The organism is Burkholderia sp. AU28863 (assembly GCF_002223195.1).
Lineage (GTDB): Bacteria > Pseudomonadota > Gammaproteobacteria > Burkholderiales > Burkholderiaceae > Burkholderia > Burkholderia sola.
In genome coordinates this window covers 531,140-552,780 of sequence record NZ_NKFE01000008.1, presented here as the reverse complement: position 1 = coordinate 552,780, position 21,641 = coordinate 531,140, and the positions used below count along the sequence as shown (strand labels likewise).

The window sequence follows — 21,641 nt, the reverse complement described above, 5'->3', positions numbered from 1 at the left end:
GGTCGCTCCATGAACCGAATTCTCATCGGGCTGATCGGCCGGCGCATCGCGGTCACCGCGCTGACGCTGCTGATCGTGTCCGCGATCATCTTCACGATCACGAACCTGCTGCCGGGCGACGCCGCGCAGGCCGCGCTCGGCCAGTCGGCGACGCCGGAGACGGTCGCCGCGCTGCGCCAGCAGTTCGGTCTCGACATGCCGGCGCACGAGCGGTACGTGCACTGGCTCGCAGGGCTGTTGCACGGCGATTTCGGCCGGTCGTTTTCCGGCGACATGCCGGTGTCGGAGCTGATCGGCGGGCGCCTGCCGAAGTCGCTCGCGCTGGCGGCGATCACGACCGCGGTGTCGGTGCCGATCGCGCTGCTGCTCGGGATCCTCGCGGCGGTCAAGCGCGAGTCGGTGATCGACCGCGTGATCAGCCTCGGCACGCTGTCGCTCGTCGCGACGCCGGAATTCCTGATCGCGACGGTCGCCGTGCTCGTGTTCGCGGTGAAGCTGCATTGGCTGTCCGCGCTGTCGTACAGCGGCCCGATCGAAAGCCTGCACGATTTCCTGCGTGCGTATGCGATGCCGGTGCTGACGCTGTGCGCGGTCGTGATCGCGCAGATGGCGCGCATGACGCGCGCCGCGGTGATCGAGCAATTGAGCGCGTCGTACGTCGAGATGGCCGTGCTCAAGGGCGCGAGCCCCGCGCGCGTCGTGCTGCGCCATGCGTTGCCGAACGCGATCGGTCCGATCGCCAATGCGATCGCGTTGAGCCTGTCGTATCTGCTCGGCGGCGTGATCGTCGTCGAGACGATCTTCAACTATCCGGGCCTCGCGAGCCTGATGGTCGACGCCGTCAGCAATCGCGATTTCCCGCTGGTCCAGGCCTGCACGCTGATCTTCTGCGTCGCTTACCTGACGCTCGTGCTGTTCGCCGACCTGTGCTCGATCGTGTCGAACCCGCGACTGCGCACCTGAGTGTTTCGTTTTCCTTCCGAGATGCCGCCCATGCAACCGATCGAACCCGTACAACGCAGCAGCGCGCTGCCGCCATCCGGCGACCCGCCCGTCGGGCGGGGCAGCATGCCGCCCGCCGCGCCCGCCCCCGACCAGCCGCGCAAGCGCCGCGCCGCGCGCATCGCCTTGACGACCGGCGGCCGCGTCGGTCTGTCGATGGCCGGCCTGATGTTGTTCATTGCCGTGTTCGCACCGCTGATCGCGCCGCATGACGTCGGCGCGATCGTCACGCCCGACGTGTTCGCGTCGTTCAGCGCGAAGCTGCCGTTCGGCTCCGACTTCCTCGGCCGCGACATGCTGAGCCGGATCCTGTACGGCACGCGGCTGACCGTGCTGCTCGCGCTGGCCGCGGTGCTGCTCGCCGCGGTGACCGGCACGACGCTCGGGCTGCTCGCGACCGTGTCGGGTCGCGCGGTCGACGAGACGATGAGCCGGCTGCTCGACGCGCTCACGTCGATTCCGTCGAAGATGTTCGCGCTGATGTTCGTCGCCGCATTCGGCTCGTCGCTGCCGCTGCTGGTCCTCACCGCCGCGGTCAGCTACATGCCCGGCTCGTACCGGATCGCGCGCGCGCTGGCCGTCAACATCAGCACGCTCGAATTCGTGCAGGTGGCCAGGGCGCGCGGCGAAAGCGCGTTGTACATCGCGTGCGTCGAGATGCTGCCGAACATGATCCACCCGATGCTGGCGGACACCGGGCTGCGCTTCACGTTCGTCGTGCTGCTGCTGAGCGGCCTGAGCTTTCTCGGGCTCGGCGTGCAGCCGCCGTATGCGGACCTCGGCTCGCTCGTGCGCGAGAACATCGCGAGCCTCGGCGACGGCTCGGCCGTCGCGATCATGCCCGCGGTCGCGATCGCGATCCTGACGGTGGGCGTCAACCTGATGATCGACGGTCTGCCGCATCGCGGCCGCCGCAAGGGCGCGGACGGCGCCGCCGGAGGACACTGATGCGACACGAATCGAATCCGCTCGTCGAGGTGCGCGGGCTGCGCGTGGTCGGCGGCCGGCCGGGCGGCGAGGAAACGACGATCGTCCACGGGGTCGACTTCGACATCGGGCGCGGCGAGGTGCTCGCGCTGATCGGCGAATCGGGCTCCGGCAAGACGACGATCGCGTTGTCGCTGATGGGCCATGCGCGTACCGGATGCCGGATCGCCGGCGGCTCGGTGAAGCTCGACGGCACCGACGTGTGCACGCTTTCGGCTTCGGCGCTGACCGCGCTGCGCGGCCGCAAGGTCGCGTATATCGCGCAGAGCGCGGCCGCCGCGTTCAACCCGTCGCGCACGATTCTCGACCAGGTGATCGAGAGCGCGCTGATCCACAAGACGATGACGAAGCGCGACGCGCAGGCGAAGGCGATCGAGCTGTTTCGCGCGCTCGCGCTGCCGGAGCCGGAGACGATCGGCAAGCGCTATCCGCACCAGGTATCGGGCGGCCAGCTGCAGCGGCTGATGGCCGCGATGGCGCTGATCACCGATCCGGAGCTGGTGATCCTCGACGAGCCGACCACCGCGCTCGACGTGACCACGCAGATCGACGTGCTGCAGGCGTTCAAGAGCGTGATCCGGCGCTACGGGATGAGTGCGGTGTACGTGTCGCACGACCTGGCCGTGGTCGCGCAGATGGCCGACCGGATCGTCGTGCTGAGCGACGGCGTGATCCGCGAGGCGGGCGGCACCGAACAGATCCTGCATGCGCCGACGCATCCGTACACGCAGAGCCTGATCGCGGCGGTCACGCCGAACGATGCCGAGCGCGACGCGCCGGCGCAACGACCGGCCGCGCCGGCGCCGCTGCTCGACGTGCGCGGCGCGATCGCCGGCTACGGCGGCCGCGCCGCGAACGGCTGGCCCGCGAAGGTGATCCTGCACGAAGTCGACCTGCGCATCGGGCGCGGGCAGACGGTCGGCGTGATCGGCGAATCGGGCTCCGGCAAGACGACGCTCGCGAAGGTGATCGCGGGCCTCGTGCCGGCGACGGGCGGCGCGATCCTGCTCGACGGCGAGCCGCTCGCGCGCGATATCGGCAAACGGACGAAGGAGCAGCATCGCCGCGTGCAGATCGTGTTCCAGAACGCCGATACCGCGCTCAACCCGGTGCATACCGTCGAGCGCACGCTCGCACGGCCGCTCGCGTTCTATCACGGCATCAGGGGCGCGCGTGCACGCCAGCGCGTCGCGGAGCTGCTCGAGCTCGTTCGGCTGCCGCCGGCGGTGGCCTCGCGGCGTACCGGCGAGCTGTCGGGCGGGCAGAAGCAGCGCGTGAACCTCGCGCGCGCGCTCGCGGCGGAGCCCGACCTGATCCTGTGCGACGAGGTCACGTCGGCGCTCGACACCGTGGTCGGCGCCGCGATCATCGAGCTGCTGCGCGACCTGCAGGCGAAGCTCGGCGTGTCGTACGTGTTCATCACGCACGACATCGCGAAGGTGCGCGCGATCAGCGACGACATCGTCGTGCTGTATGCGGGCCGCCGCGTGGAGACGGGCAGCCGCGATGCGCTGTGCGCGCCGCCTTATCACCCGTATTCGCACTTGCTGGTGTCGTCCGCGCCGGAATTGCGCGCGGGCTGGCTCGACGATGCGGCCGAGCGTTGCCACCGGCCGCTGGTGCCGATCGGCGAGCGCGAGAACGAGGCCGAGCTGTGTCCGTTCCTGTCGCGCTGCGCGATGCGCGTGGACGGCGTGTGCAACCGGACGGCCCCGTCGCTGCGCACGCTCGGGAACGGCGCGCAGGTGCTGTGCCATCGCAGCGAGGAGGATCTCGCGCGCTTCCAGGCGGAGCCGATTCCCGCCGGCGTCGCGCCGGTGCAGCCGTAGTGCGTGGCGCGCGAACCGTTCATCGCGCGGTGCGGTGAACGGCCCGCCGCATAGTGTGCCGCGGCGGTCGTGCAAAACGGCAATTTGCACGCGTGCCGCGCGCGAATACGCGGCAACTGCGGTTTTTGACGGTGATTAAATGATTCTCATTGAACGGTCGCCGATCGTCGTTGCCGGCATGCAAAAGAAGGATCCGATGAAACTGGAATCGTACTGGCTGGATACCCGCCCCGCGTTTCGCGACGGCAGCGTTGGGGCCGTCGAAGGGCGAGCCGACGTCGTCGTGATCGGCGGCGGTTTCACCGGCTTGTCGGCGGCGCTCGCGCTCGCGCAGCGCGGCGTTTCGGTGGTCGTGCTCGAAGCCGCGCAGGTCGCAGGCGAAGCGTCCGGCCGCAACGGCGGCCAGTGCAATACGGGCGTCGCGCAGGACTACGCGTCGCTGGCCGCCCGCATCGGCGCCGCGCAGGCGAAGCAGTTTTATCTTGCGTATGAAAGCGCGGTGAAGAGCGTCGAGACGATCGTGACCGAACAGGCGATCGACTGCGATTTCCGGCGCGCGGGCAAGCTGAAGCTCGCCGCGAAGCCGCAGCATTTCGCGGGGCTCGAAAAGACCTTCAACGCGTTGCGGCGCGACGTCGATCCGGACATCGAACTGATCGAGCCGTCGCGGATTCGCGATGAAATCGCATCCGACGGTTTCTACGGCGGGCTCCTGCAGCGCAACGGCGCGCAGATGCACATGGGCAAGTTCGGCGTCGGCCTCGCGCAAGCGGCCGTGCGGGCCGGCGCACGCGTGTACGAGCACGCGGCCGTCACGCAGCTCGACCGGCTCGACGGCGAGCGCCACCGCATCACCTGCGCCCGCGGCACGATCGTCGCCGACCGCGTGCTGGTCGCGACCGGTGCATCGCAGCACGGGCCATTCGCGTGGTTCCGGCGACGCATCGCGCCGGTCGGTAGCTTCATCGTCGTGACCGAGCCGCTGCCGGATGCGCAGTTGAACCGGCTGTTTCCGCACCGCCGTGCCTACGTGACGTCGCGCCAGATCGGCAACTACTTCCGCGTGACGCCCGACAACCGGCTGCTGTTCGGCGGCCGCGCGCGCTTCGCGATGTCGAGCCCGCGCTCCGATGCGAAGAGCGGCGACGTCCTGCGCGCCGGCATGGCCGGCTACTTCCCGGAACTGGCCAGCGTGCGGCTCGACTACTGCTGGGGCGGGCTGGTGGACATCACCGCCGACCGGCTGCCGCGCGCGGGCCAGCACGACGGGCTCTATTACTCGATGGGCTACAGCGGCCACGGCGTGCAGATGTCGGTGCACATGGGCCGCGTGATGGCCGACGTGCTGTATGGCGCCACCGCGTCGAACCCGTGGCGCGAACTCGACTGGCCGGCGATACCCGGCCATTTCGGGCACGCGTGGTTCCTGCCGCTCGTCGGCGCGTATTACCGGATGCAGGATTTCCTGCATTGAAGCGAGCGCCGGGAGAATTCGACATGACAGTGCAATTCGTTGGCTCGCCGCGTGTCGCGCGGCCCGTGTCGCCGGCGATCGGCGACGTGCTGCGCACGATCGACGCGTCGTTCGCGCAGCCGCTGAACCTCGATACGCTCGCGGCGGTGGCCGGGTTGAGCGTGTCGCGTTTCACCGCGCGCTTTCGCAGCGAAACCGGGCTGTCGCCGCACCGGTATTTGTGTCTCGTGCGGATACGGCGGGCGCAGGACCTGTTGCGCGCCGGTCTCGCGCCGTCGGTCGTCGCGACCGACGTCGGCTTCTTCGATCAGAGCCATCTGTGCCGGCATTTCCGGCGCGTGCTCGGGATCACGCCGCGCGATTACGTGGTCGCCCGCACGGGCGGCGCACCGGTGCGAACACCATCGACACGCATGCACGCCGAACGCCGCGATGCGTCGTGTCACGCGGCGTAAGCACACGCATGGACGACATGCCCCGCTGAGGATGTCCGGCACGAGAGCCGGCGAACGACGATTTCCGTTATCGCGTGACAGCTTTCGAACGAATCCGTCACGCACTGCACAGGAGCAGAAATGACCGCAGTTTTCGTGTTGCACCGGGCCGACGGCGCACCGTCTTCCACCGCGTTCCGCAAACAGGCGTTCGGCGCGAGCGATCCGTTCGCGTCGCATCGCGAGGTCGCGTGGGAAGGCCCCGACGCGATGGCCGCGGGGCGCATCGACTTCGTGGGCGAACTCGACGTGCCGAGCTTTCCGCACATCGAAACGCTCGTCGTCGTCCAGGGCGAGCTGACGCTCGAAGCGGCCGGGGCCGCGCCGCTGGTGGTCGGCCCGGGACAGGGCGCCGTCATCGGCGGCGGCACGGCGCTGCGCATCGCCGCGCAATCGCCGGTGCGGCTGATGTTCTGCGCGGCAGCGTGCGCGCAACCGACGAAACGCGGCCTCTTTGCGCTGCACGCCGACGCGGACTTCAAACCGTCCGCCACGCTGCCGGCCGAGGTACTGCTCGGCCCCGCGCCGCAATGCCGCAGCGACAACGTGTTCACCGACGACGGCGCCGGGTACTGCGCGGGCACGTGGGATTCGACGCCGTATCACCGGATCGTCCGGCCGCATCGCGCGAACGAGTTCATGTTCCTGCTGGACGGCGGCGTCCGGTTCGCGGCGCCCGACGGCAGCGTGGAATCGCTCGGTACCGGCGATGCGCTGTTCGTGCCGCGCGGCGCGTCGATCGGATGGGAAAGCAGCGAACGCGTGGCGAAGTTCTACGTGATGCAGAACGTCAAACCCTCCACCGAACGAGACTGAGCATGTCCCCTCCGCTGCGCCATATCGAAACCTTGTCCACGCCGCCGGCCGCGGCCGACGTCGTCGTGATCGGCGGCGGCATCATCGGCGTCTTCACCGCCTACTATCTGGCCCGCCGCGGCGTATCGGTCGCGCTCGTCGAGAAAGGGCGAATCGGCGCCGAACAGTCGAGCCGCAACTGGGGCTGGTGCCGGCAGCAGAACCGCGACGCGCGCGAGTTGCCGATGGCGAGCAAGAGCATCGATCTGTGGGAACGATTCGCCGCCGAATCCGGAGAAGACACGGGCTTTCATCGCTGCGGGCTGCTGTATCTCAGCAATGACGAGGCCGAACTGTCGCGCTGGGCCAGCTGGGGCGAATTCGCGAAGACCGCCGGTGTCACCACGTACATGCTCGACAGCAAGCAGGCCGCCGAACGCGGACGGGCGACCGGGCGGCAGTGGAAAGGCGGCGTCTTCTCGCCGACCGACGGCACGGCCGATCCAGGCAAGGCCGCGCCGGCCGTGGCCGCCGCGCTGATCAAGCTGGGCGGCAGTGTCCATCAGCACTGCGCGGCGCGCGGCATCGAGCTCGAAGGCGGCCGTGTCGCCGGCGTCGTCACCGAGGCCGGCGTCATCAAGACCCGAACGGTCGTGATGGCCGGCGGCGCATGGGCGTCGTCGTTTTGCCGCCAGCTCGGCATCCGGTTTCCGCAAGCGTCGATCCGTCAGTCGATCCTGAGCGTGTCGCCCGTCGACACGCCGCTGCCGGGTGCGATGTACACGTCCGGCGTGTCCATCACGCGCCGCGGCGACGGACGCTACGCATTGGCGATCAGCGGCCGCGCACGCGTGGACCTGACGCCGCAGTTCCTGCGCTTCGCGCCGCAATTCGTGCCGATGTTCGCGAAACGCTGGCGCAACCTGCTGCCGGGCGGCCTCGAAGGCGTGCGCAGCGGCCATGAAACGTTGAAGCGCTGGCGCCTCGATGCGCCGACGCCGATGGAAGCGATGCGCATTCTCGATCCGAAGCCCGACATGCCGACGGTCGCCGAAACGTACCGCCGCGCGTCCGAACTGTTGCCCGAACTGCGCGAAGCGAAGATCACGCACGCGTGGGCCGGGTACGTCGACAGCACGCCGGACGGCGTGCCGGGCATCGGCGAAGTGCCGGGCGTGCCGGGGCTGATCCTCGCGGCGGGTTTTTCGGGACACGGCTTCGGGATCGGCCCGGGCGCCGGGCACCTGATCGCCGATCTCGCGACCGGTGCGCAACCGTTCGTGGACCCGGCGCCGTACCGGCCCGCCCGGTTCAGCGAGTCCGCATGGGGCAAGGTCGCGGATTTCTAGTGCAGGGCCGTCGCGCTGATGCGGGGCAGCCTGGACGAGGTGCTTCGATCCCGATCGCGGGCAAGCGGCCCATCGGCCCGATCGGCGCGGCGAACGTTCAGCAGCCTCGCAGCGCGGTGCGGTGCGATGGACAGCTTTGGAGTGCCTGATGCGTTTCAGTTCCTACTGGCTCGACACGTCGGAGCCATTCGCGAGCAGCGCGCCGGCGTTGCATGACGGAAGTTGCGACGTGGCGGTGGTGGGCGGCGGGATCACGGGTTCGGCCGCGGCGCTGGCGCTGGCCAAGAAAGGCGCGCGCGTGATCGTCTGCGAGGCGGGCACCGTCGGGCAGGCGGCATCCGGACGCAACGGCGGCATGTGCAACAACGGCTTCGCGCAGGATTACGCGTCGCTGTCGCAGCGCATCGGCACGGAACTGGCCAACCGGCTCTATCTCGCGTTCGACGCGGGCGTCGACACGGTCGAGCGGCTGGTCCGGGAGGAGTCGATCGATTGCGATTTCGTGCGCCGCGGCAAGCTGAAGCTCGCGGCGAAGCCCGAGCATTACGACAAGCTCGTGCGCAGTCAGGCCCTGCTCGCGGCGAGCGTGGACCCCGATACGCGCGTGGTCACGAAGGCGGAACTGCGCGACGAGATCGGCTCGAACCGATATCACGGCGGGCTGCTGTTCGGCAAAAGCGCCGGGATGCATGTCGGCCGTTATGTGCGCGGCCTCGCGCGCGCCGCGCAAGCCCGTGGCGCGCATATTCTCGAGCATGCGCCGGTGCTCGGCCTGACACGGCAAGCGGGCGGCACGTACGCGGTGCAAACACCGCTCGGCGAGATTCGCGCGCGCCAGGTCCTGCTCGCGAGCGGCATTTCACAGGTCGGGCCGTTCGGCTGGGTTCGCCGCAGGATCGTGCCGGTCGGCGCGTTCATCATCGTCACCGAGCCGTTGCCGAACGATCTGCTCGACCGCTTGCTGCCGACGCGGCGGATGGTCACCGACACGAAGAACTTCGTGAATTTCTTTCGCGTCACGCCCGACAACCGAATGCTGTTCGGCGGGCGCGCGCGTTTTGCCGCGTCGAATCCGCGTTCGGACGAAAAGAGCGGGGCCATCCTGCGGCAGCAAATGGCCGCCGTGTTTCCCGAGCTGGCCGACGTACGCATCGACTACTGCTGGGGCGGGATGGTCGACATGACGGCCAACCGGCTGCCGCGCGCGGGCGAACGCGACGGCGTCTACTACTCGATGGGCTATAGCGGCCACGGCACGCACATGGCCACGCTGATGGGCACGTTGATGGCCGAGATCATGGACGGACGCGCCGACCTCAACCCATGGAAAGATTTCGACTGGCCCGCGATTCCGGGCCACTTCGGCAAACCCTGGTTTTTGCCGTTCGTCGGCGCCTGGTATCGACTCAAGGACACTCTCCAATGAATTCCCCTGTTGTTCACCTGATGCAAGCCGGCCGGCTGGATCGCTTTTTCATCGACGGCGACTGGGTGCTGCCCGAAGGCGGCGAGCGGTTTGCCGTCATCAGCCCGTCCACCGAAGACACGCTGTGCGAGATCCCGCTCGGCAACGCGCGCGACGCCGACCGCGCGGTGCTGGCCGCGCGCCGCGCGTTCGAACGCTGGTCCTCGACTTCACCGCAGGAACGCGCGGCGTTGCTCGACCGTGTGCATGCGCTGATGCTGGAGCGCGCCGAGCTGTTCGCCACCGCGCTCGCGCTGGAGATGGGCGCGCCGATCGGCTATGCGCGCGGCGCGCACGTGCCGCTCGCGGCCGAACATATTCGTGTCGCGCGCGACAACCTCGCGCGCTACCCGTTCATCGAGCGGCGCGGGACGACCGCGGTCGCGCGCGAGCCGATCGGCGTGTGTGCGCTGATCACGCCGTGGAACTGGCCGATCTACCAGATCACCGCGAAGGTCGGGCCGGCGCTCGCGGCAGGCTGCACGGTCGTACTGAAGCCGAGCGAGCTGTCGCCGCTCAGCGCGCTGCTGTTCGCGGAAGTGCTCGCCGATGCGGGCGTGCCTGCCGGCGTCTTCAACCTCGTGAGCGGCAGCGGCGAAACGGTGGGCGCCGCGCTTTCGTCGCATCCGGAGGTCGACATGGTGTCGATCACCGGCTCGACGCGCGCCGGCGTGCTCGTCGCGCAGGCGGCCGCGACGACCGTCAAGCGCGTCGCGCAGGAACTGGGCGGCAAGTCCCCGAATATCGTGTTGCCGGATGCGGACCTGTCGCGCGCGATCCCGCCCGGCGTGGCCGCCGCGTTTCGCAACATGGGGCAATCGTGCAGCGCGCCGACCCGCATGATCGTGCCGCGCGCCGTGCTCGGCGCGGTCGAGGCACTGGCCGTCGCGGCGATGCAAACGCTCGTGGTCGGCGATCCGTTCGACGAGGCCACGACGCACGGGCCGCTGGCCAATCGCGCGCAGTTCGGGCGGGTTGCGCAGATGATCGACGTGGGCATCGACGAACGCGCGAAGCTGATCGCCGGCGGCCCCGGCCGGCCCGCGGGGCTCGACCGCGGCTTTTATGCGCGGCCGACGATTTTCTCCGACGTGCGTACCGACATGGCGATCGCGCAGCAAGAGATTTTCGGCCCGGTGCTCGCGATCCTCCCTTATGACACCGTCGACGAAGCGGTCGCGATCGCGAACGATACGGTCTATGGGCTCGGCGCACACGTACAGGGCGCCGACAAGGAACGCGCCCGTGCGGTGGCCGCCCGCATCCGTGCGGGGCAGGTGCATCTGAACTACCCGGCATGGGACCCTCAGGCGCCGTTCGGTGGGTACAAGCAGTCGGGCAACGGCCGCGAGTACGGGATCGAAGGGATGGAGGAATACATGGAGATCAAGTCGATCGTCGGCTATTACGACTGACGCAGCCGCTGCGCGCGATTCGCGCCGGCAGTACAGTTGGAAGCCCGCTACATTCCGAAGGTGCCGAAATTGGATAACCCCGTCATCCCCGACACATCGCTGCAAGCGCATCACGCGCACTGGGCGAAGCTGCGCCGCGACCTGCATGCGCATCCCGAGTTGCGATTCGAAGAACACCGGACGGCCGACGTCGTCGCCCGCGAGCTCGAGGCGCTCGGCTATGCGGTGTCGCGCGGGCTCGGCGGCACGGGCGTCGTCGCGAGCCTGCCCGGCGCGGATCCGCGCCGCGGCATCGTGCTGCGCGCCGATCTGGACGCATTGCCGATCCACGAAGCAAACGACTTCCCGCACGCGTCGTGCACGCACGGGATCATGCACGCGTGCGGCCATGACGGCCATACCGTGATGCTGCTCGGCGCCGCGCGCGTGCTGAAGACGCTGCCGCAGTTGCCCGGCACCGTCCATTTCGTGTTTCAGCCGGGCGAAGAGGGCGGCGCGGGCGCGCGCAAGATGATCGACGACGGGCTGTTCGAGCAATACCCGACGGAAGCGGTATTCGGCATGCACAACTGGCCCGGGTTGCCGGCCGGGCATTTCGGGTTGCGCACGGGCGCGATCATGGCCGCGGGCTCGCGCTTCAGGATCACGGTGACGGGCAAGGGCGCGCACGCGGCGCAGCCGCATCTGGGCATCGATCCGGTGCCGCTCGCGTGCTCGATGGTGCTGCAGTGCCAGACCATCGCCGCGCGGCACAAGGACCCCGTCGACCCGGCGGTCATTTCCGTCTGCATGTTCCATGCGGGCACGACGGACAACGTGATTCCCGACACCGCGGAGCTGCGCGGCACGATCCGCACGCTGTCGTCGGCATTGCAGCAGAAGCTGCAGCGCGACGTGCGGCTCGCGTGCGAAGGGCTCGCGGCGGCCTACGGCGCGCAGGTCGACGTGGCGTTTTTCCAGTACTACCCGGCGACGGTCAACACGCCGGCCGAGACGGCGCTGTGCGAAGCGGTGATTCGCGACACGTTCGGCGACGCGCGCGTCGACCGCGACGTGCCGCCGAACATGACGTCCGAAGACTTCGGCTTCATGCTGGAGGAGCGGCCGGGCGCGTACGTGCTGATCGGCAATGCACAGGACGGCGCGGCCTCACCGGCGCTGCATCATCCGAAATACGACTTCAACGACGACATCATTCCGGCCGGTGTCCGCTACTGGGTCGCGCTGGCGCAGCGTTACTTCACGCGATCGCCGTGATGCGTCGGGGCGGCGTGGAAACCGGCGACGTCTGGTTGATCGACCGTCAGGTCCGGGGCTGGCGTGCTTCCGGATCGCGGTGCACCCATGCCAGCCGGCGAGAACCGTGCAATTGATCGACGCTTCGATGTGATCGCCGCATATTTTTCTGACGTGCCGTGTCGCACGATCACACCCTTTGAAAGGACTGCGTAATGAACCAGGAACCTGAAGTGAAGGAGCGCGACGCGACGTCGGCGCTTCGCTACCGCAGATTCACCGCGGCGGACGTCCCCGCCGCCCATGCCCTTTCCATCGCGCTTCGCTGGCCGTTCAGGGCGGAAGACTGGCAGTTTTCCGCGGAAACGTCGACGGCATTCGCGGCCGAGGAAAACGGCGTCGTCATCGGCACGGCGATGTGCTGGAAGTACGGTGCGGACCGCGCGGCGATCGGGCATGTGATCGTCTCCGACGCGCATCAGGGCCGCGGAATCGGCCGCAAACTGATGGAGACGCTCCTCGACGAACTGGGGCCGCGCATCACGTTCCTGCATGCGACGCCGGCCGGTCGGCCGCTCTACGAGAAGCTCGGGTTCACCGTGTGCGGTTCGCTGGGCCAATATCAGGGGAACGTGGATCGGCCCGCCGCCGTTGTCGTGCCTGACGGCGAGCGGCTGCGCACTGGCTCGCCGGCCGACTGGCCGCGCCTCGTCGAACTCGACACGCATGCGTCCGGTCTTGAGCGCGAAGCGCTGTTGTCCGCGTTGCAGACGCGGGGAGAATGCGTGGTGCTCGAACGCGACGGCGAGATCGTCGGGTTTTCGGTGCTGCGGCGCTTCGGTCGCGGTTACGTGGTCGGCCCGGTGGTCGCGCCGCGTTCGAGCGACGATGCGCGCGCGAAGGCGCTGATCGGCTATTGGCTGACGAAACGCGACGGCGACTTCGTGCGTATCGATGTGCCTGACGGGAGCAGTTTGCCGGGCTGGTTGAGCGAACAGGGACTGAAGCAGGTGGATGCCTGTTCGAAGATGGTTCGCAACGCGCCCGCCACCGGGCAAGACGGTGCGGCCGACCCGACATTCGGACTGTACGGGCTGGTCAGCCAGGCGATGTTGTAGCCGTGGGCCGCGCCGCGACGGACGAACTCAGCGCGCCCGGCCTCCGCTGCTCGTCGATCGTGCGGGTCAGCGGCGACTGGACGTCGCCGGTGGCGGTCGCGCCGAACCGGCCGCGCCCGCCGCCGGTTCCCCGCACCACCGCGCGGCGCGTGAAAGCACCGCATTTCACTCAACGCGCGAGCGCGGCCGCGAAGTCGCGATACGTCCGCAACGGGCGGCCGAGGATCGCGGTCAGCCGCTCGACGTCGCCGGCTTCCGGCACCATCCCGTCGCTGACGTAGCGCTCGGCCATCAGCCGCATTTCGTACGCCATCCATTTCGGCATGAACGTCGCCAGGTTGTCTTCGAACGGCGTGGGATCGTCGCCGCCATACGCAACCGGCCGGCCGAGCGTGTCCGACCAGATCGACGCCAGTTGCGGGCCGGTCAGCGTGTCGGGCCCGACCAGGTTGATGGTGTCGACCGGCAGCTTGTCCGGTGCGTCGTTGCGACGGATCAACTCGATCGCCGCGACTTCCGCGATATCGCGCACGTCGACCATCGCGACGCCCTTGCCGCCGATCGGCATCGGGTACACGCCGTGCCCGACGATCACGTCCTTCACCATCGATTCGTTATCCATGAAATACGCGGGTCGCAGGATCGTCGCGCCGAAGCCCATCTGCTCGATCATCCGCTCCGCGCCGGATTTCACCGCGAAGTGCGGCACGTTCACGAAGCGGTCGGCGTGCAGGACCGACAGATAGACGACGCGCTCGATGCCCGCTTCGCGGGCCAGGTTCAGCGCGATCAGCGCCTGCGTGAATTCGTCGCCCGCCACGCCATTGAGCAGGAACAGCGTGCGCACGCCGGAGAAGGCCGCCCGCAGCGCATCGACGTCAAGCATGTCGCCCGGTGCGACGATCACTGCCGCCGGAAAATCGGCCTTGGCCGGATCGCGCACCAGCACGCGCACGTCGGCGCCGCGATCGACGAGTTGACGGACGACCTGGCGGCCCACACGGCCGGTGGCGCCGGTAACGAGAATGGTCATGATGTTCACTCCTGAGGTAACGATGGGATTGACTGCCCACGTAAGTTAGGTGATCCATACATGATCCGGAAGATGTGATAAATAGACATGTCGTCTCACTGGTGGAACACATGGACCTGCTCGCTCTCGCCGATTTCAATCTCGTCGCCCGCCATGGCAGCTTCGGGGAGGCCGCGCGGGTCGCGGATCGCCCGAAGGCGACACTGTCGCGCCGCGTGGCGGAACTGGAGAACAGTCTGTCGCTGCGTCTGTTCGAGCGCGGCTCGCGCGGCGTGAAGCTCACGCAGGAAGGGCGCGCGCTCTACGAGCGGACGGGCGCGCTCCTCGCGGAGCTGGCCGACAGCGCGTCGGCGATCGCAGCCGGGAGCGAGCGGCCGCGCGGCCGGCTGCGGATCAGCGCGCCGATGCTGTTTTCCCAGTTCGCGATGGGGAAGCTGGTGGCGACGTTCGCGCTGAGATACCCGGACGTCCGGCTGGAGGTGACGACCGAAGACCGGCCCGTCGACATGATCGAGGAAGGATACGACCTCGTGATCCGCGTGAACCCGGCCCCCGACGAGAGCCTGATCGGGCGCGTGTTTCTGCGCGACCGGCTGGTGGTCGTCGCGAAGCCCGAGCTGGCGCGGCCCGGCGGCGACGCGCCCACACCGGCACCGGCCGTGGTGCGCGACGGGAACGACACGCGCACTGCCTGGGAGGTCGCCGGACCGGCGGGGACCGCGCGCATCCCGATCGAACCGGTCGCAAGGCTGTCGTCGCTGAGCATGGTGCGTGATACGGTCCGCCTCGGCCTGGGCGCCGCGTGCCTGCCGGCGTCGCTGGTGAGCCGCGACCTGGCCGCCGGCACGCTCGTCAGTTGGGGCGACGTGCCGGGTTCCGATATCGCGCTGTGGGCGCTGTATCCGTCCAGGCGATTATTGAGCACGCGCGTGTCCGCGTTTCTCGATCACCTGAAGGACGCGTTTCCGTCAGGTGAGCCGGAAGAACTGGCGGCGTACATCGAACCGGGGCAGTGAAACGACCATGATGGTCGCGGCAGCGCGCGTACCGCCGCCCGTTCCGACTCGAACCGCCGCGTTCACGCCGGCTCGGGCTGCGCGCAACACACGCGGTTCCGGCCTTCGCGCTTCGCGCGGTAGAGCGCCATGTCCGCCTGATGCGACAGCGCGTGCACGGAGGCGTGCCGCGCGCGCCGGCCGGTCGCACAGCCGATGCTGACGGTGAAAGCCGGCACGGTTTCCTCAAACCCGTCGAGCCGGTTACGCTCCACCTCGCGGCGAATCGCGTCGGCGACCCGCGCGGCGCCGTTTTCATCCGTATCCGGCAACACCGCGACGAATTCCTCGCCGCCGTAGCGCGCGGCGAGGTCGCCGCGCCGCCGCGTATGCGCGCGGATGCATTCGGCGAGAAAGCGCAGCGCGGTGTCGCCCTGCGCGTGCCCGTGCCGGTCGTTGTACTGCTTGAAATGGTCGGCGTCGATGAACAGCACCGACAGGGTGCCGCCGCTGCCGCGCTGCAGCCGCTCCCATTCGTTGGCCAGCGCGGTATCGAGCGCGCGACGATTGCACAATCCGGTCAACGGATCGGTACGCGTGAGATCGGTCAGCAGCGTCTGTTTGCGGAAATTGTCGCGCAGGGCGAAGGCCAGCAGCCAGACCACCGCACAGAACAATGCGCAGATCACGGATGCCGACACGCCGACCGTCCACGACAGGCGCCGGATGCCGGCCAGCACGTCGTTTTCGGCCGGCGCGACGACCGCGATCAGCGGGGTGCCCGGTATCCGCTGGTAGGTATACAACCGCACGATGCCGTCGATGCTCGAACGCGCGGGATAGAAGCCCGATTCGCTGTTCACCATCCGCTTGAAGGACGTCGAGCGACGCAGAAGGTTCATCTGACCTTCGTTCAGCGACGGGTTTCTCGCGAGGATCGTGCCGTCCGCGCGGACAATCGCGCTGACCCCGTTGGGTCCGACGTCGAGGCGGGACAGCAGCTGCTCGAAGTAGGTGAGATCGACGGCGACGACCGCGATCCCGTCGAACGCATGATCCGGCCGTTCGATGCGTCGCGACAGCGCGATGGATTCCTTGCCGCCGCGCGAGCGTGCGCGATAGGGCTGGGAGACGTAGAGCCCGACGTTGTCCGCATCGCGATGGACCTTGAAGTAGTCGCGATCGGCGAAGTCCCAGCGGTGGGTCGTGCTGCAGCACCCGTCGATCAGCCGGCCGCGACTGTCGGTCACGCCCATGCCGGTCACGTACTGCGCGGCCGTGCGCTCGAACAGCAGGTCGTGCCGCAATCCGGCGTCCATGCGCTGCACGGCCGGCTTGCCGAGGTCGGCCGCCAGCGCGATCAGCGCGTTGTTCGACGTTTCGACCGTCCTCGCGATCTGGCTCGCGAGCACGGCCGCGACGTTGCGCGACGTCTCATGCGCATGCTCGACGACTTCGCTGCGCGCGACCCACAGCGTCACCGCGCTGATCCCGAGCGCCGCGAGCGACATCAGCGTACCCAACGCGCCGACGACGAACGGGTGGCGTCCGGCCCAGTCGGCGATTTTCTCGATCGAAGTGAATGCGGGCATGCTCGCGCTCGTGTTGAGACGCCGGCTGCACTTGCGCCGGCGCGGGTCCAATCCCCGTTAACGGCACGGCCGACAAAAAATCGAGGCCGGGATGGCCGCCCATCGACGACCACGGCCCGACGCGACGACGCAAACGTGTGCGGCCATGCGGCGATACGGCTCGAGCGCCGTCCGGCCCCGCGCCGATCACGTCGATTGATAACCGGACTGCATCAATCCTTCCAAAAATCGCACTTATCGTTTGATCGATAACGCGCCAACATGCCGGAAAACGACAATCGACCCGCCCCTCCCGCGTATTCCAGGATTTTCAGGAGACACCCAGATGCACCCCTCGTCCAGCCTTCCGGCCGAACGCTCGAAGGCCGCCGCGATCTTTCGCGTCACGGCCGGCAATTTTCTCGAGCAGTTCGACTTCTTCCTGTTCGGCTTCTACGCCACGCAGATCGCCAACGTCTTCTTCCCCGCGCAAAGCGAGTTCGCATCGTTGATGATGACCTTCGCCGTGTTCGGCGCCGGCTTCCTGATGCGCCCGCTGGGCGCGATCGTGCTGGGCGCGTACATCGACGAGGTCGGCCGCCGCAAGGGCCTGATCGTCACGCTGTCGATCATGGCGAGCGGCACCATCCTGATCGCGTTCGTGCCCGGCTACGCGACGATCGGGTTGCTCGCGCCCGTACTCGTGCTGATCGGCCGGCTGCTGCAGGGTTTCTCCGCGGGCGCGGAACTGGGCGGCGTGTCGGTCTATCTCGCCGAGCTCGCGACGCCCGGCCGCAAGGGCTTCTTCACGAGCTGGCAATCGGCCAGCCAGCAGGTGGCGATCGTCATCGCGGCGGCCCTCGGCTTTGCGCTCAATCAGTGGCTGAGCGCATCGCAGATCGGCGCCTGGGGATGGCGCGTGCCGTTCTTCGTCGGCTGCATGATCGTGCCGTTCATCTTCCTGCTGCGCCGCAACCTGGAGGAAACCCAGGAGTTCAAGGCCCGCAAGCATCGTCCGGGCATGAAGGAAGTGTTCGGCACGCTGGTCCAGAACTGGGGCGTCGTGATCGCCGGCATGATGCTGGTCGCGATGACCACCACGAGCTTCTATCTGATCACCGTCTACGCGCCGACCTTCGGCAAGACCGTGCTGCACCTGAGCACCGCCGACAGCCTGCTCGTGACGCTGTGCGTCGGCGTGTCGAACTTCGTGTGGCTGCCGATCGGCGGGGCGCTGTCCGACCGGATCGGCCGTCGGCCGCTGCTGGTCGGCATGACGATGCTCACCGTGGTGACCGCCTATCCGGCGCTGTCGTTCCTCGCTCACGCGCCGTCGTTCGCCAACATGCTGCTCGTCCTGCTCTGGCTGTCGTTCATGTACGGTATCTACAACGGTGCGATGGTCGTCGCGCTCACCGAAGTGATGCCGGTGCAGGTGCGCGTCGCGGGCTTCTCGCTCGCATACAGCCTCGCGACGGCCGTGTTCGGCGGCTTCACGCCGGCCATCTCGACCGCGCTCATTCACGCGACGGGCGACAAGGCCGCGCCCGGCTACTGGATGAGCTTCGCCGCCGTGTGCGCGCTGCTCGCGACGTTCGCGCTCTATCGTCACCGCACTCCCAAGTTGACGCCCGCGCATTGATGTCCGGCCGATCCGGAACGTTCATTCACACCCACGCATCCGCATGACCACGACCATGAGAAACCTGTTCCTGAAATGCTGCGCGACCGCGCTCGTCGCCACCGCGGCGGTCGCGGCCAACGTCCACGCCGCCGAACTGCACGTGATGAGCTCGGGCGGCTTCACCGCCGCGTACAAGGTGCTCGGCCCGAGGTTCGCGGCCACGACGGGCAATACGCTCGCGACCGCGCTCGGCCCGTCGATGGGCAAGTCGCCCGAAGCGATTCCGAACCGACTCGCGCGCGGCGAGCCCGCCGACGCCGTGATCATGGTCGGCTACGCGCTGGACGATCTGATCAGGCAGGGCAAGGTCATTCCCGAATCGCGCGTCGATCTGGCCGACTCGCGCATCGGCATGGTCGTGCGCGACGGTGCGGCCAAGCCCGACATCGGCACCGCCGAAGGGCTCAAGCAGGTGCTGCTGCACGCGAAATCGATCGCTTATTCGGACAGCGCGAGCGGCGTGTATATCGAACGCGAACTGTTCAAGAAGCTCGGGATCGAGGAACAGGTGAAGTCGAAGGCGAAGATGATCCCTCGGATTCCGGTGGCGTCGGTCGTCGCGAACGGCGACTACGAAATCGGCTTCCAGCAGGTCAGCGAGCTGCTGCCCGTCAAGGGCGCGACCTTCGTCGGCAAGATCCCCGAATCGCTGCAGTCCGTTACGCGCTTCGCCGCCGGTATCCCGGTCGGCGCGCAGCATCCGCAGGAAGCGAAGGCGCTGCTCGACTATCTGGCGTCGCCCGACGTGCAGGCCGACGTGAAATCGACCGGCCTGGATTCCGTTTCCGCGCATTGAGCCCGATCGACGGGAAGGCGTGCATCAGACCGTCTTCCCGTCACTCCCGCCGCCTGCCGCGGCACTGTCTTCATCGGCCGCGTCCGCCAGGGCCGGCCCGGCCGCCGCGAGCCGCTGCACCAGACGCGTCCGATCGCACGCACCTTCCCACGACGACACGAAAATCACCGCGCACGCATTGCTGATCACGCTGGTCAGCGCGCGGGCCTCCGACATGAAGCGGTCGATGCCGACCAGCAGCGCGACGCCGGCGACGGGCAGGTCGGGCATCACGGCGAGCGTCGCGACCAGCGCGACGAGCCCGCTGCCGGACACGCCGGCCGCGCCCTTGGACGTGACCAGCATGATCGCGAGCATCGTCGCGACCTGCGGCGCGGAAAGCGGGACGTCGCATGCCTGCGCGATGAACAACGCCGCGAGCGTCAGATAGATCGCGGTGCCGTCCAGATTGAACGAATAGCCGGCCGGCAGCACGAGCCCCACGACGCCTTTGTCGCAGCCGAGCGCTTCCAGCTTGACGATCAGGCGCGGCAGGACCGGCTCCGTGGACGAGGTCGCGAGCACGATCAGCAGCTCCTCGCGCAGGTAGCGCAGGAGCCGCCACAGCGCGAAGCCGTGCGCTCGCGCGAGCGGGGCGAGCACCAGTGCGACGAATAGCGCGCAGGCCACGTAGAAGGATGCCATCAGCTTCGCGAGCGAGCCGACCGAACCGATGCCGAAGCGGCCCACCGTGAACGCCATCGCGCCGAATGCGCCGAGCGGCGCAAGCCGCATGATCATCGCGAGCACGCGAAAGACGACCTGGGCGATGCCGTCGATCAGCGCAAGCACGGGCCGGGCGGCGCGCGGATGCGCATTCAGCGAGAAGCCGAACAACAGCGACAGCAGCAGCACCGGCAACACTTCGCCGGTCGCGAACGCGCCGAGCATCGTGTCCGGAATCACGCCGAGCGCGAACGCCACCAGGCTGCGCGGCTCCGCGTGCTTTGCATACGGCGCGAGGATGCTCGCATCCAGATGACGGACGTCGATATGCATGCCGGCGCCCGGTTGCAGCAGGTAGGCGACGACGAGCCCGAACGCGAGCGCGGCGGCCGTCAACAGATAGAAGAGCGCCAGTGCGCGTACGATCGTGCGGCCGATGGCCCGCCCGTTCGACAACGACGTGATGCCCGACACGATCGTGCAAAAGACGATCGGCGCGATGGTCATCTTCACGAGCGCGACGAACGCGTCGCTGAGCGGCTTGAGCATCGCGCCCGCCGCCGGCCACACGTGACCGATGCCGATGCCGAGCAGCATCGCGAGCAGGACCTGGACGTAAAGCGATTTGAACAGCCGGGTCCACCTCACGATGCCGCCTTCCTTTGTTTCCGTTCCGTCGTCGTCATGCCGATGTGCCGCTGCCGGCGTCGCCGCGCTTCGCGTCGACGATCATCCGGTGAAACGCCTCGGCGGCCGGCGTCAGCGAGCGGCCGCGCCGCTTGACGATGCCCACGCGCCGCTTCACGGCCGGCTCGACGAGCGGCACGCTCGTGAGGACAGGATGGTCATGCCCCGGCATCGCCATCGACGGCACCGCGGCGACGCCGAGCCCCGCCTCGATCAGCCCGAGCAGCGTCGTGACGTGGCGCGCCTCGCAGACGCTCGGCTTGCGCGGCGCGACGGCCGCCAAGGCCTGGTCGAGCAGCAGGCGGTTACCGGACGTCTTGTCCACCGAGACGTAATCGTGCTCGTAAAGCTCGTTCCAGGTCACGCGCTTCTTGCGCGCGAGCGGGTGGTCGCGGCGACAGGCGGCGACGAACCGTTCCTGGAGCAGCACCTTGAACTCGATTTCCGCCTCCTGGCTGCCGATGAAGCTCACGCCGAAATCCGCCTCGCCGCTGATGACGGCGCCCAGCACTTCGTTGGCGCTGGCGTCGAGCAGCTTCACCCGGATGCGCGGAAAGCGCTGATGATAGCGGGCGATGATGGGGGGCAGGAAATAGTAGGCGACCGACGGCACGCACGCGATCGTCACATGCCCCAGGCGGCTCGACGACACGTCGCGGATGCCGAGCAGCGCGGCGTCGAGATCGTCGAGCAGTTGTTCGGCGCTCTGCGCGAACACGCGGCCGACGGTGGTAAGCGCGACGCGGCGCGTGGTGCGCTCGAAGAGCCGCACGCCGAGCGCGTCCTCGAGCTTGTCGATCCGGCGGCTCAACGCAGGCTGGGAGAGGCTGACCGCTTCGGCGGCCTTGCGGAAACTGCCCGTTTCCACGACCGCGCGAAACGCCTGCAAGTCCGTCAAATCGAAATTGATGCCCACCGGTCACGCTCCGCCACTCAGATGCGCAGCATTTTGCATGATTCCGCCGGCGTCATGCGTGTTGCGTCGTCCATGCGGCAGTGTTGGCGT

18 protein-coding genes are annotated in these 21,641 nt (G+C 68.3%); 14 read left to right on the top strand and 4 right to left on the bottom strand.

Going from position 1 to position 21,641, the window contains the following annotated elements; translation table 11 throughout:
- The first annotated feature begins 9 nt into the window (after nucleotides 1-9).
- From CFB81_RS32350 to CFB81_RS32300, 11 genes are all read left to right on the top strand, one after another.
- Nucleotides 10-963 (top strand): ABC transporter permease, encoded by a 954-nt coding sequence (locus CFB81_RS32350; protein WP_069620092.1) that lies wholly within the window; start codon nucleotides 10-12, stop codon nucleotides 961-963.
- Nucleotides 964-993: 30 nt separating this feature from the next.
- Nucleotides 994-1,950 (top strand): ABC transporter permease, encoded by a 957-nt coding sequence (locus tag CFB81_RS32345; RefSeq protein WP_089437856.1) that lies wholly within the window; start codon nucleotides 994-996, stop codon nucleotides 1,948-1,950.
- Nucleotides 1,950-3,818, top strand: coding sequence for an ABC transporter ATP-binding protein (locus CFB81_RS32340; RefSeq protein WP_089437855.1), 1,869 nt, complete (start codon nucleotides 1,950-1,952; stop codon nucleotides 3,816-3,818). Before CFB81_RS32345 ends, CFB81_RS32340 begins: the two co-directional genes overlap by 1 nt.
- A gap of 139 nt (nucleotides 3,819-3,957) precedes the next feature.
- Nucleotides 3,958-5,292, top strand: a complete 1,335-nt coding sequence (locus tag CFB81_RS32335; RefSeq protein ID WP_089437854.1) for an FAD-binding oxidoreductase — start codon at nucleotides 3,958-3,960, stop codon at nucleotides 5,290-5,292.
- 23 nt (nucleotides 5,293-5,315) lie between these two features.
- Entirely contained in the window at nucleotides 5,316-5,747 is a 432-nt protein-coding gene (locus CFB81_RS32330) for a helix-turn-helix domain-containing protein (RefSeq protein WP_069620498.1), read from the top strand.
- A 120-nt stretch (nucleotides 5,748-5,867) separates the two neighbouring features.
- The gene (locus tag CFB81_RS32325) at nucleotides 5,868-6,602 is read left to right on the top strand and encodes a cupin domain-containing protein (protein ID WP_089437853.1); all 735 of its coding nucleotides are present in this window, start codon (nucleotides 5,868-5,870) and stop codon (nucleotides 6,600-6,602) included.
- A gap of 2 nt (nucleotides 6,603-6,604) precedes the next feature.
- Nucleotides 6,605-7,930 carry an FAD-binding oxidoreductase gene (locus tag CFB81_RS32320; RefSeq protein WP_069620496.1) on the top strand — a complete coding sequence of 442 codons (1,326 nt, stop codon included), beginning with the start codon at nucleotides 6,605-6,607 and terminating at the stop codon, nucleotides 7,928-7,930.
- A gap of 148 nt (nucleotides 7,931-8,078) precedes the next feature.
- Nucleotides 8,079-9,356: an FAD-binding oxidoreductase gene (locus tag CFB81_RS32315; protein ID WP_069620495.1), complete on the top strand. Its 1,278-nt coding sequence runs from the start codon at nucleotides 8,079-8,081 to the stop codon at nucleotides 9,354-9,356.
- Entirely contained in the window at nucleotides 9,353-10,810 is a 1,458-nt protein-coding gene (locus CFB81_RS32310) for an aldehyde dehydrogenase family protein (RefSeq protein ID WP_089437852.1), read from the top strand. The genes CFB81_RS32315 and CFB81_RS32310 overlap by 4 nt, the downstream gene beginning before the upstream one ends.
- 69 nt (nucleotides 10,811-10,879) lie before the next feature.
- Nucleotides 10,880-12,067 (top strand): M20 aminoacylase family protein, encoded by a 1,188-nt coding sequence (locus CFB81_RS32305; RefSeq protein ID WP_069620507.1) that lies wholly within the window; start codon nucleotides 10,880-10,882, stop codon nucleotides 12,065-12,067.
- 194 nt (nucleotides 12,068-12,261) lie between these two features.
- Entirely contained in the window at nucleotides 12,262-13,164 is a 903-nt protein-coding gene (locus CFB81_RS32300; protein WP_089437851.1) for a GNAT family N-acetyltransferase, read from the top strand.
- A 169-nt stretch (nucleotides 13,165-13,333) separates the two neighbouring features.
- On the opposite strand, the gene CFB81_RS32295 is transcribed toward CFB81_RS32300, so the two are convergent.
- Nucleotides 13,334-14,197 carry an SDR family oxidoreductase gene (locus tag CFB81_RS32295; protein WP_089438162.1) on the bottom strand — a complete coding sequence of 288 codons (864 nt, stop codon included), beginning with the start codon at nucleotides 14,195-14,197 and terminating at the stop codon, nucleotides 13,334-13,336.
- A 110-nt stretch (nucleotides 14,198-14,307) separates the two neighbouring features.
- On the opposite strand from CFB81_RS32295, the gene CFB81_RS32290 reads away from it, so the two are divergent.
- The gene (locus CFB81_RS32290) at nucleotides 14,308-15,213 is read left to right on the top strand and encodes a LysR family transcriptional regulator (protein ID WP_089437850.1); all 906 of its coding nucleotides are present in this window, start codon (nucleotides 14,308-14,310) and stop codon (nucleotides 15,211-15,213) included.
- A gap of 62 nt (nucleotides 15,214-15,275) precedes the next feature.
- On the opposite strand, the gene CFB81_RS32285 is transcribed toward CFB81_RS32290, so the two are convergent.
- Entirely contained in the window at nucleotides 15,276-16,784 is a 1,509-nt protein-coding gene (locus tag CFB81_RS32285; RefSeq protein WP_089438161.1) for a diguanylate cyclase, read from the bottom strand.
- A gap of 325 nt (nucleotides 16,785-17,109) precedes the next feature.
- Here CFB81_RS32285 and CFB81_RS32280 point away from each other — a divergent pair, with 325 nt between their 5' ends.
- Nucleotides 17,110-18,405 (top strand): MFS transporter, encoded by a 1,296-nt coding sequence (locus tag CFB81_RS32280; protein ID WP_069620489.1) that lies wholly within the window; start codon nucleotides 17,110-17,112, stop codon nucleotides 18,403-18,405.
- Between the two features lie 55 nt (nucleotides 18,406-18,460).
- A complete protein-coding gene (locus tag CFB81_RS32275; protein WP_069620506.1) occupies nucleotides 18,461-19,243 on the top strand; it encodes a substrate-binding domain-containing protein in 783 nt (260 codons plus the stop codon).
- A 24-nt stretch (nucleotides 19,244-19,267) separates the two neighbouring features.
- Here CFB81_RS32275 and dctA read toward each other — a convergent pair whose 3' ends face one another.
- Both dctA and CFB81_RS32265 read right to left on the bottom strand, forming a co-directional pair.
- A complete protein-coding gene (dctA, locus tag CFB81_RS32270) occupies nucleotides 19,268-20,596 on the bottom strand; it encodes a C4-dicarboxylate transporter DctA (protein ID WP_089437849.1) in 1,329 nt (442 codons plus the stop codon).
- A gap of 34 nt (nucleotides 20,597-20,630) precedes the next feature.
- Nucleotides 20,631-21,551, bottom strand: coding sequence for a LysR family transcriptional regulator (locus tag CFB81_RS32265; protein ID WP_089437848.1), 921 nt, complete (start codon nucleotides 21,549-21,551; stop codon nucleotides 20,631-20,633).
- Between the last annotated feature and the right edge of the window lie 90 nt (nucleotides 21,552-21,641).